Below are 9,679 nucleotides of genomic sequence, written 5' to 3' on the forward strand. Positions count from 1 at the left end.
AATGTTGGGAAATAGCAAACAGGAATAAACTAAAAATGCGAGCAAGCGCAACTTTAATAGATTTATAATTTATACGATCTGAACAGATAGCATGCGAAAAAAAGATGAAGAAACACTTATTGGTTACAACAAATAATCATCAGCTTTCCCATTGGTATGACTATTTTTGACCACAATGGGAAAACTATAACTCTGAAAGTAGTTAACGCAATCCCAGCTGAAATATCATAGCCTCTGCCTGACAACTAAATGTAAAATCTATGGTCAATTGCATACCTTCATGCACTTCTTCTATTTTATGGCTGATGAAGCAAGGATCAGATTCCACCTTTTTTGCTTTTTCTGTCAATATATTAAGCATTGCATCTGCTTCCTGACTGCTGGCAAAAATCTGTTGATAAGAAGCCGTGCACTCTTCATTATCAATGACTGTACCAACATCAACACAACAGCAAGCGGCTGTTTCGTTAGCCCCATGGCGCTTAATTACATCAGTCATCTTATTTCTCCGACAATAAAAATCCAAATCTGATTTTACGTTGTACTTTCCTTTAATAACCACTATTTACACTGCGTAATACCATTTATTTCACTCTTTATTGATCTCAGCACGTTAATTAAATCGCGTTTACATCTCGTTAACACCAACTGTCTATTTTTTGTTAAGCAAGTCCCATTTTAGTAATCATTTTCGTCATATTTTAAAAACATTCTTGCAACACATTGCGATCTCAGGCCTATACTTCTCACACTGGTCTGATTTGTCATTGTGATGAACCGACTCTACAATTCCGCGCTCTCAGCTACTTGAGTAGCATGTTAAATAATAATTAAACAATGAGGTTTTGGTTATGAACCAGAAAAACCTATTTTCACGTTCAGCATTAGCAGTGGCGGTTGCGATTCTTTCATCTAACGCTAATGCTGCAGGTTTTCAATTGAATGAATATTCATCATCAGGACTAGGTCGTGCATTTTCTGGGGCAGGTGTTGTTGCAGAAGATGCCTCTGAAGGCAGCCGCAACCCTGCAGCCATGACCCTATTTGATCGCCCATCCTTTTCCGGCGGTTTTATTTATGTTAAGCCAAAAGTTGATATTACTGGTGAGTCTCCTGTTACTAAAAATAGTACAGATGCGAAAAATATCGCACCAAATGCACCAGTACCAAATCTACATTTCATTACACCAGTCACCGATGAGTTGTTTGTTGGTGCATCACTCACGAGCAACTTTGGTTTATCCACAAATTTCAGTAATAACTATGCTGCCGGCTCCATTGGTGGGAAAACATCACTCAAAACCGGCAACTTTAATCTGGCTGGTGCATACAAAGTCAATGATCAGTTTAGCTTTGGTCTGGGTTTAAATGCCATTTATGCTGATGCTGAAATTGTTCGTCATCTGGGTGAAGTAGGGCCACTTTTAGCAAAATTAACTGAAGGTAAAGTTAATATACCAGCAACCGCTGAAGTAGCTCGTTTAGAGGGTAAAGACTGGGGTTACGGCTGGAATGCTGGCCTTTTATATCAGTTCGATGAAAATAATCGTTACAGCTTAACCTACCGTTCAAAAGTTAAAGTTAAGTTCAAAAAAGGTGATTACAGCAATGATCTGCCAAAAATATTGGGCGGCTTAAACGGCGAGACAGTTCAGGGGCGATTGGATCTGAATCTGCCTGATATGTGGGAAATTTCTGGTTATAATCGCGTAGCGCCACAATGGGCGATCCACTACAGCTTCCTATATACAGGTTGGGATACGTTCAAAGAATTAAAAGCAACCCGCAACGATAATGGTAAAGTCGCATTTGAGAAACATGAAGGTTTCCGCAATGCTTATCGTATCTCACTGGGAACCACTTACTACCATGACGATAACTGGACATTCCGCACCGGTGTCGCTTTCGATGAAAGCCCAGTACCTGCCCAAAATCGTTCTATCTCCATTCCTGACCAAAATCGTTTTTGGTTAAGTGTGGGGACAACTTACGCATTTAATAAAGATACCTCTGTAGATCTGGGTGTTTCTTATATGCGTGGTAAAAAAGTGCATGTGAGTGAGAAATTACCAGAAGACTTCCAGAAAAAAGGTCTTGGTGCACCATACGAGTTTGATTCTAAAGGTACTGCATGGTTAGCCGGTGTCGGCCTTAACTACGCATTCTAATTATCTTCGATGATCTCAAAAGGATAGCTCCAGCTATCCTTTTTTGTTAATTATATCAATAAATTAATCGATAGAATCCAATTCATCCTCAATAGCAGCAGCATTAGGATTTTCTTCCGGTAGCAGTTTGCCGCCGTTAGCCAGAAAATCATGGCGCTGGAAATAGGCTTCACGCATCATCAGATACGGATCTGAAGAATTTTTTATCAGGCCATCTGAATCCAGCAAACGTGCGCGAGTTTCGAGCCCCTGAAATACCCACTTTCCGACAGCCATCCAAGGGGTAAGATAACTCAATACAGGGTAAGTCATATCTGCCATATTCCCACCTTCGTCACGCGCAGTAAAACTACCATATCCCGGCAAAACAACATAAGGACCATAACCAACATTATAGTACCCAAGGGTGCTACCAAAACGCATTGGTTCCTGTTTTGCCAGTTTGGGGTTTGCCATTGAAGCAACATCAATAAGCCCCCCCATACCCAGAATGGTATTCAAAAAGAATCGGTTAAAATGCTTTGCGCCTTCCTTTATATCTCCGCGCAAAAAACTATTCACCATGCTGGCCGGTTCTTCCAAATTACTCATGAAATTGCCAATACCATTTCGCGCCGGCATCGGTACATAATCATGCCAGACAACAGCAGCAGGCCGTAAGATATAAGGATCGAGAACATTATAGTTAAAGTTGAACATAGTCCGGTTAAACCCTTCCAGCGGATCAGAGCGCCCTTGTTCATAATTATTTGATGAGTTTGCACATCCCGCCAGTAATACTGCTGTAAGAGCAACCCCGCTCAGACGATACTTCATACTGTTCTCCGCATAATCACTTTTGCCATTGCCTACTTCCGCTCGTTAATGTATTTCAATTAATGAACCCCACGCTAAATATACTGCCAATTTTTCTTTAATGGTAATCAAAATGAGCGGTGATTATGTAGACAAACAGTGAGTTGCGCTCTCCCCTCACTTCCGGGATATATCTTTAAATTTGCCCAGTATCACTATTAAAAAGTGAAAAACTTCAGGGAAGAGATAATCCTTCCTGCCAATTTCATCTCATTTTGGCAACTTCAGAAAACAGAGGTGTAGCAAGATCTACCTTCGTCAGCATAGTATCAATACACTTACCAAGCACGGTTTCAATACCTTGCTCGCTAATAAACTCTAAGATCACCTTCTTCTCATTATCTGGAATATTTGCCGTTTTAATGACTGTTTCAATCTGTTCAAGTGTATTTTTATGAACCTTTATCGTGAATGACTTCATCTCATCATCAATTGTATCCATATTAGCGTAATCAACACCAGCAGCAGTAAGAGCCATTGAATCAGGATTAAAGCCATAACCTCCATTATCATCAAAATGAATAGCGAAATGATTCACTAAACCAACTTTTACTAAATAATTTATATCGTCAGCCAACTGATCCCATCCAAATGCTTCCCCCAAGAATTGAAGTTTTTCCTTACTGATAGGTTTCATCACATGATTTTTATCATTCATAGCCCGAACAATCATATGTTGTCTCTCTTTCAACATAGTCATTGAGTTTTTCCTTCGATGAGCATCAGATAGATTAGATTATAGTCAATTACTGTAAGTACACTATACTGTCGTCATAAAAAACAGGAATATGAAATTTAAAACATAATACGTTGAATATATTAAATAAATGGTTTATTTTTAGATTATAAATCTATCATTAAAAAAGAGTTTTCTTTTATTATTCAATATGAAAATAGCTATATTACGCAGAAATGGACTGGGTGATCTTATCTGTACCCAACCATTAATAAAGTTTTTACAGAAAAAATACCCAAATGCAGAGATTAGCCTATTCATAGAACGGGGTAACCATGATCTCGCCAAGTATGTATGTCCTGATGTAGACATCAACATCCTTCCCAAAGGGAATAAATATTTTTCTATCGCCAAAACCGCTCTCAAATTCCGCAAAAAGAACTTTGACATTGCCATTTCTGCTAAACCCAGCCCGATGAAACTAAATAACTTATTCCTATGGTTACTTGGAGCTAAAAAACGTTATGCTGTTGTTGCAGATAAAAAATGGGATTCCAAATTAATTAACTATCCAATTAATAAAAAATCGGTAAAAGGTTATCATCAGGCATTAAAGGTTTTACGCATAATTTCCCCAAAAGAGCAATATTTAGAATCAGATTTATTTCCTGAGATAAAAATAATCAATCAATCAAAACCTGTTTATTCAGGAAATCCATTGATTTTATTTTCAGTTTCCAACAATAGAAAAAACAGTTTAATTAACAATGAAAACCTTGCACTAATTGCAGATAAAATCTCAAAAAAACATCCTACTGCAAATTTTATCATTTCTACTTTACCAGATGATATAAATTTAGCTGAAGATCTAGTTTCCCGTATAAATGGGAATAGCCAAATCGTTATATGCAATTCATTACATTCTTTCTTATCATTATTAAATGAAATGACTTTAATCGTCGTTGGCGATGGTGGTATTTGCCACTTAGCTGCAGCACTAAAGAAAAAACTTGTTGCACTTTATGGTATCACAAAACCTGAAAACTGGTCCCCACTAGCATCAAAAGATATGTGTATTACCTTATATGATGCCAAAAATGTTAACAATATCCCTTTAGCGCAAGTCACTGATGCAATCTTTCATCTCATTGATAACTAAAATTATTTAATAATTTATAATCATAAATGAACTTCCCCGTTTCAAATAACGGGGCTTTTATCCGTCTTCATAAATTAAAAGATGACGAATAGATATTATATCCATTCTAAACATGACTAATAGCATAGATACACAGACCAGAATAGAACTCAGTCACATAGATATATTTTCACTTGAAATAATAATAACGGCAATAATGATATTACAGCTTTAATTTTGAGTGTTTTTTATCGATCAAAACATTGACTATATAAATACACAGTGCAATTATTTAGTAACACTCTAAAAACGCATATCCATGATATTTACAATTATGGAATATATTTATAAGAAAATATTGAGAAACCAACATGACAAGAATAAGCCTGGATGAAAAAATTCAAATTTTTAGCCAATTACACGAAGAAGGAAAACTCATATTAGCCAATTCATGGGACGTTATGAGTACCCGCTTAGCAGAAAAATCCGGAGCCAAAGCCATTGCAACAACCAGTGCCGGAATATCCTGGAGTTTAGGCTATCCAGATAATCAACTGGCTGACCGAAAAATCGTAATGAAGGCACTGGGTTTAATTACTTCCAGTACCAATCTACCTGTAACAGCGGATGTTGAAGATGGTTTATTAGCACCTGATGAAAGTATGGATGATCTTGTTGAAGATTTATATTTTGTCGGATGTGTTGGGATTAATATTGAAGATTCCAACAATGGCAAATCAAGGCCTATAAATGATGGTGCTGAACGCATTGCCTCTGTACGTACCGCAGCAAATAAAATACATTACAGTTTATTCATCAATGCACGTATAGACTCATGGATTCGTGGAGAAGATACCAACCCCGAGCATTTAATTTCCCGTGCTAATACTTATCTTGCTGCCGGTGCCGATGGTATTTTTATCCCCGGATTAACCGATCTATCAGTATGCCGGGCTATCAGCTCCCGCATAAATGGCCCATTAAATATTATGGCTCAAGCCGGAGGACCGAGTGTAAAAGAGTTTTTTGCTGCCGGAGCAAGAAGGGTTTCTGGTGGATCTTTCTTTGCCGAACAAGCCTATGGATCTACATTGACGAGTATGGAGCATTTTTTACGGGATGGCTTGTTGCAGAATAGTGATCAGTCAAAGTTAAGCTATGCCTCGTTAAATGCCTTACTTAATTCAAGATAATAGCAATCAGATAATTAACTAAAAGGAATGCTCTACTGAGTAATGCTTTATTACAAAATAAGGCAGTTCAAATTTATTGTCTGCTGAGGATGTAATGTTTAAACGTATAGTTGCTACTATTTTCCTGTTTCTATGCTTTTCTGTGAAAATCAGCGCATCAGAAAATATAGGTTTCCGGGAAATATTTTTAGATAAGAACACTGAACGTCCATTACATTTTGTGATGTGGTACCCCTCCGATGATATTGGACATACTGTAATTGTTGGTGAACATCCCACTTATTATGGTATTTCAGTAATAAAAGATGCTATTCCTGATATAGAAAAACATCCTCTTGTCGTTCTGTCGCACGGATATGGAGGAAATTGGCGAAATCTTAATTGGCTTGCAGGGGAATTAGCCAAAAAAGGCTTTATCGTTGCAACTCCAAATCATCCAGGCACAACAACAGAAGATAGAAATCCCCTATCAGCTGCACAATTATGGGAAAGACCGAGGGATCTCAGCCGTGTTATTGACTTTATCCTAGAGCAATCTGACTTTGCCAAGTTAGTTGATAGAGAACGAATAGCAGCAATTGGTCATTCATTAGGTGGCTGGTCTGTTGTTGAACTCACAGGTGCTAGATTCAACTCAGATTTATTAGTTACTGACTGCAAAACCAATCAAATTCTTGCTTCTTGCAACATATTATCTGAATTAGGAATAGGTAAAAATGAAATCACCAAAGCAAAATTAGATGGTGATTTGGGTGACCAAAGAGTTAAAGCTATTATTTCCCTTGATCTGGCACTAACCAGAGGCTTTTCACCTCAAAGTTTAAGCATGGTAAATATACCAACACTCGTGATAACCGCTGGCGTTGATGTGGGGGATATGCCTGCTGAACTGGAATCTGAGCATCTGGCTAAAAACCTTCCAAAAGAGAAATCAAAATACATCGTTATTGACGATGCAATGCATTTTAGCTTTAGGCCAAATTGTAAACCCAATGCAATCGCTCTTATTGAAAAAAATAACCCAAAGGGTGGAGTTATTTGTAAAGATGGTGGAGATAGAAGCCGGAAAGAAATTCATAATGAGATCCTGAACCACATCCTTATCTTTTTCCAACAAGTATTCCCTAAATAAAAAAGTTACCTATTTCAAAATAAAAATCTGTTAATTAAATAAAAAACTGTCTTCAAAAGAGGCAGTTTTTCTTTTTTCAATTAAAAATAAATTTCTCTTGAAATTCGCCATTTTTCACAAAAATAACCTATCCTCAAATAGTTATCTTTATACAAAAAAGATATCTAACAAAAATATTTTCATTTAAAACAAAAATATAAATTAAAATTAACCACTAAGATACCAATTAATGCACATAAATATGTACATACATAAAACGCACATAGCGTTGTACATAAAATTTACTTTTATACTGGTGAGTCAATCTTTCTATTTGAAACGGAAGGATTGAGCCAAAGTGAGGACCACGGAATAATCAATAAGTTGCCGCAGGTGTCCGAAAATTTTCGTATACCCTCCTGAATGACAGGAGGAGCCTCCCAAATCGGTGACTCCTAAATTTCATGCGGAAAAGTTAAAAGTGAGATTTCTCACCTTTATGTAACTTGTTGATTTTGCTTAATTCCTGCACAGAAACGGAATTCAACTAAATCAATGAGTTAAAAGGGGAGAATTATCCTATTTAGATAATTGATTGATTTTATTACTCCAACGTAGAATCAGCAGTTAATTGGTTAAAAAGTAGGATTTGTTAATTCTGACACACACTTCGTTAGGTTAAAATACAACCAATTATGAAAATTTGATATGCCTACAAAATGAACACCTCTTTATAACTCCTCTATCATTTATTGTTATTTAATAATTAGCACATTCTATTACAATTCTTTTGGTATTCATTTTTTAGTATGGGTTATTTAATAAAGCGCATTATTAACTAATGATGAGAGGGTAATATTATGGGCTCAATAGATGGTATTTATATAAGTGAAGATCGTAAACACACTCTTACGATAACTAACAGTAATGATACCAACGGTTCATTTAGTGGTTCTTTTATCAGTAGTCACTTATCCATAGGAGAGATAACTTACGAATGGGTAAGTGGAGAATATGAATTTGTTTCTAATACTAAGTACTGGCCAGCTCAAATAGGCTTTTATTCTGGTTTTAGGCCTACCCCAAAATCTTATGTTATAGCGGACCATTGGAACGGCATCAGAATGGCTAATGGAAATTTACTTATGAGCGGATTACGGACATACACAACAGATGCAGGTATATATGATATATACACGTTCGAGAAGGTTATTTTTACACTAGCTCCCACAGAAGCATAACAGATAGTTTATTAATTCACTGAAGTAAATCAAGCCGTACTTTCCCGTATTGATGAACCCTTTTATTGATGTTCACCGGCGGAGAAGTCTCCCACCGCCTTCATGTTATTTAGCAATGTGTATTGTTGATTAGATGAGGGAATGAATATGCAAGATAAAAAGCTTGATGTATCAGAATTAAAAGATACTGCATTAGCGCAGCAATCTTATGAAGATTTTGGTTATACCGTAATACCTATTGGCGTTCCTATTCCTTGGCCGTCAGAAATTCCACCGGATGGTTGGCTTAAATGCAATGGTGATTCATTTGATACAGTAAAATATCCAAAACTTGCCCTTGCCTACCCATCTGGCAAATTACCTGACTTAAGAGGTGAATTTATTCGGGGCTGGGATGATGAACGAGGAGTGGATACTCCCCGGCAGGTTTTGTCGTGGCAGGAAGGCTCTTATTTGGTGCAAGATGTTAATGATAAGACTGACACTGTAGTTAATTTCTCACTCGATGAACGTTCTGCGCTAAAATGGGATCCCCCTAATAGTAACGACGTAGAAGTGCGTGCACAGGCCGTGGATACAGGGAAAACTTGGAAATGGGTCACAGATAGCGCCCACATTGGTGTTAGTCGCCCACGCAACATAGCCTTCAATTACATCGTCAGAGCCGCTTAATTTTGAGTAACCATCTAACCCGCAATTTTCTGCGGGTTAATCATGCCGTTACTCCACCGATTCAGTCTGTTCAATATCAGTGGCAACCTCTGCCTCTTTCTGCCTCACATTCCACACCGAATTTTCCGGCATCTGGACACGGACATCCCAACGACAGCCTTCGGGAATATCGCACGGCTCACCATCCTGATAATAAACTTTTTCCCCGTTCACAATGGCTTTGATCCGCTTGTTCTGAAAGCGTTCCGGTAAATGGGAATGCTGACGGTGGAAGGTTTCAATCGTGATACTGCCGTCCTTGTTCACCTTATCATCAATGTAGATAAGCTCCAGCCCGTTGTTGTTCTTCGGCGAGGAAATACCGCCATGCACACCCCATGCGCCATCGGCGTTATAGCCCAGAACGCCAGTGACCTGATAGTGACCGAGGCCGGGTTTAGAGACGGTGGCGCCTTCGGATTCGTCGTTAGTGGTGAATTTGCCCGATGGGAAGATTTCGATGATAGGAGAACTGGGTCTGATATAGCCGCTACCATCTTGATGGCAATTTTGCCCCAGAGAGAGCACAATACCATTACCGGCTCGAATTGTTCCTCTGGCGGCGATATCTCCTGTGCGGGTATTG

Annotated in this window: 10 protein-coding genes; 6 read left to right on the forward strand and 4 right to left on the reverse strand. The window is 38.0% G+C overall.

The genetic code is table 11. The annotated features are described in order from the left end of the window. Positions 1-202: 202 nt before the first annotated feature. The gene (locus tag Xsto_RS00690) at positions 203-499 is read right to left on the reverse strand and encodes a YfcZ/YiiS family protein (protein ID WP_099123776.1); all 297 of its coding nucleotides are present in this window, start codon (positions 497-499) and stop codon (positions 203-205) included. A gap of 352 nt (positions 500-851) precedes the next feature. Between Xsto_RS00690 and fadL the strand changes: the two genes are divergently transcribed. Next, the gene (gene fadL, locus Xsto_RS00695; protein WP_099123777.1) at positions 852-2,168 is read left to right on the forward strand and encodes a long-chain fatty acid transporter FadL; all 1,317 of its coding nucleotides are present in this window, start codon (positions 852-854) and stop codon (positions 2,166-2,168) included. Between the two features lie 63 nt (positions 2,169-2,231). Here fadL and mlaA read toward each other — a convergent pair whose 3' ends face one another. Continuing rightward, positions 2,232-2,984, reverse strand: coding sequence for a phospholipid-binding lipoprotein MlaA (gene mlaA, locus Xsto_RS00700; protein ID WP_099123778.1), 753 nt, complete (start codon positions 2,982-2,984; stop codon positions 2,232-2,234). 244 nt (positions 2,985-3,228) lie between these two features. Next, positions 3,229-3,723 (reverse strand): hypothetical protein, encoded by a 495-nt coding sequence (locus tag Xsto_RS00705; protein WP_099108457.1) that lies wholly within the window; start codon positions 3,721-3,723, stop codon positions 3,229-3,231. Between the two features lie 187 nt (positions 3,724-3,910). Here Xsto_RS00705 and Xsto_RS00710 point away from each other — a divergent pair, with 187 nt between their 5' ends. From Xsto_RS00710 to Xsto_RS00730, 5 genes are all read left to right on the forward strand, one after another. Beyond that, entirely contained in the window at positions 3,911-4,858 is a 948-nt protein-coding gene (locus Xsto_RS00710; RefSeq protein WP_099123779.1) for a glycosyltransferase family 9 protein, read from the forward strand. A 350-nt stretch (positions 4,859-5,208) separates the two neighbouring features. Further along, positions 5,209-6,030: an isocitrate lyase/PEP mutase family protein gene (locus Xsto_RS00715; protein ID WP_099123780.1), complete on the forward strand. Its 822-nt coding sequence runs from the start codon at positions 5,209-5,211 to the stop codon at positions 6,028-6,030. 94 nt (positions 6,031-6,124) lie between these two features. Then, on the forward strand, positions 6,125-7,162 hold the full coding sequence (locus tag Xsto_RS00720) for an alpha/beta hydrolase family protein (RefSeq protein ID WP_099123781.1): 1,038 nt from the start codon (positions 6,125-6,127) through the stop codon (positions 7,160-7,162). Positions 7,163-8,001: 839 nt separating this feature from the next. After that, entirely contained in the window at positions 8,002-8,382 is a 381-nt protein-coding gene (locus Xsto_RS00725; protein ID WP_099123782.1) for a hypothetical protein, read from the forward strand. Positions 8,383-8,529: 147 nt separating this feature from the next. Then, on the forward strand, positions 8,530-9,054 hold the full coding sequence (locus tag Xsto_RS00730; RefSeq protein WP_099123783.1) for a phage tail protein: 525 nt from the start codon (positions 8,530-8,532) through the stop codon (positions 9,052-9,054). A gap of 48 nt (positions 9,055-9,102) precedes the next feature. Here Xsto_RS00730 and Xsto_RS00735 read toward each other — a convergent pair. Next, a partial coding sequence (locus tag Xsto_RS00735; protein WP_244590308.1) for a phage tail fiber protein occupies positions 9,103-9,679 on the reverse strand: 577 nt, incomplete at its 5' end.

Origin of the sequence: Xenorhabdus stockiae (assembly GCF_002632825.1) — a bacterium.
Taxonomy (GTDB): Bacteria; Pseudomonadota; Gammaproteobacteria; order Enterobacterales; family Enterobacteriaceae; genus Xenorhabdus; species Xenorhabdus stockiae.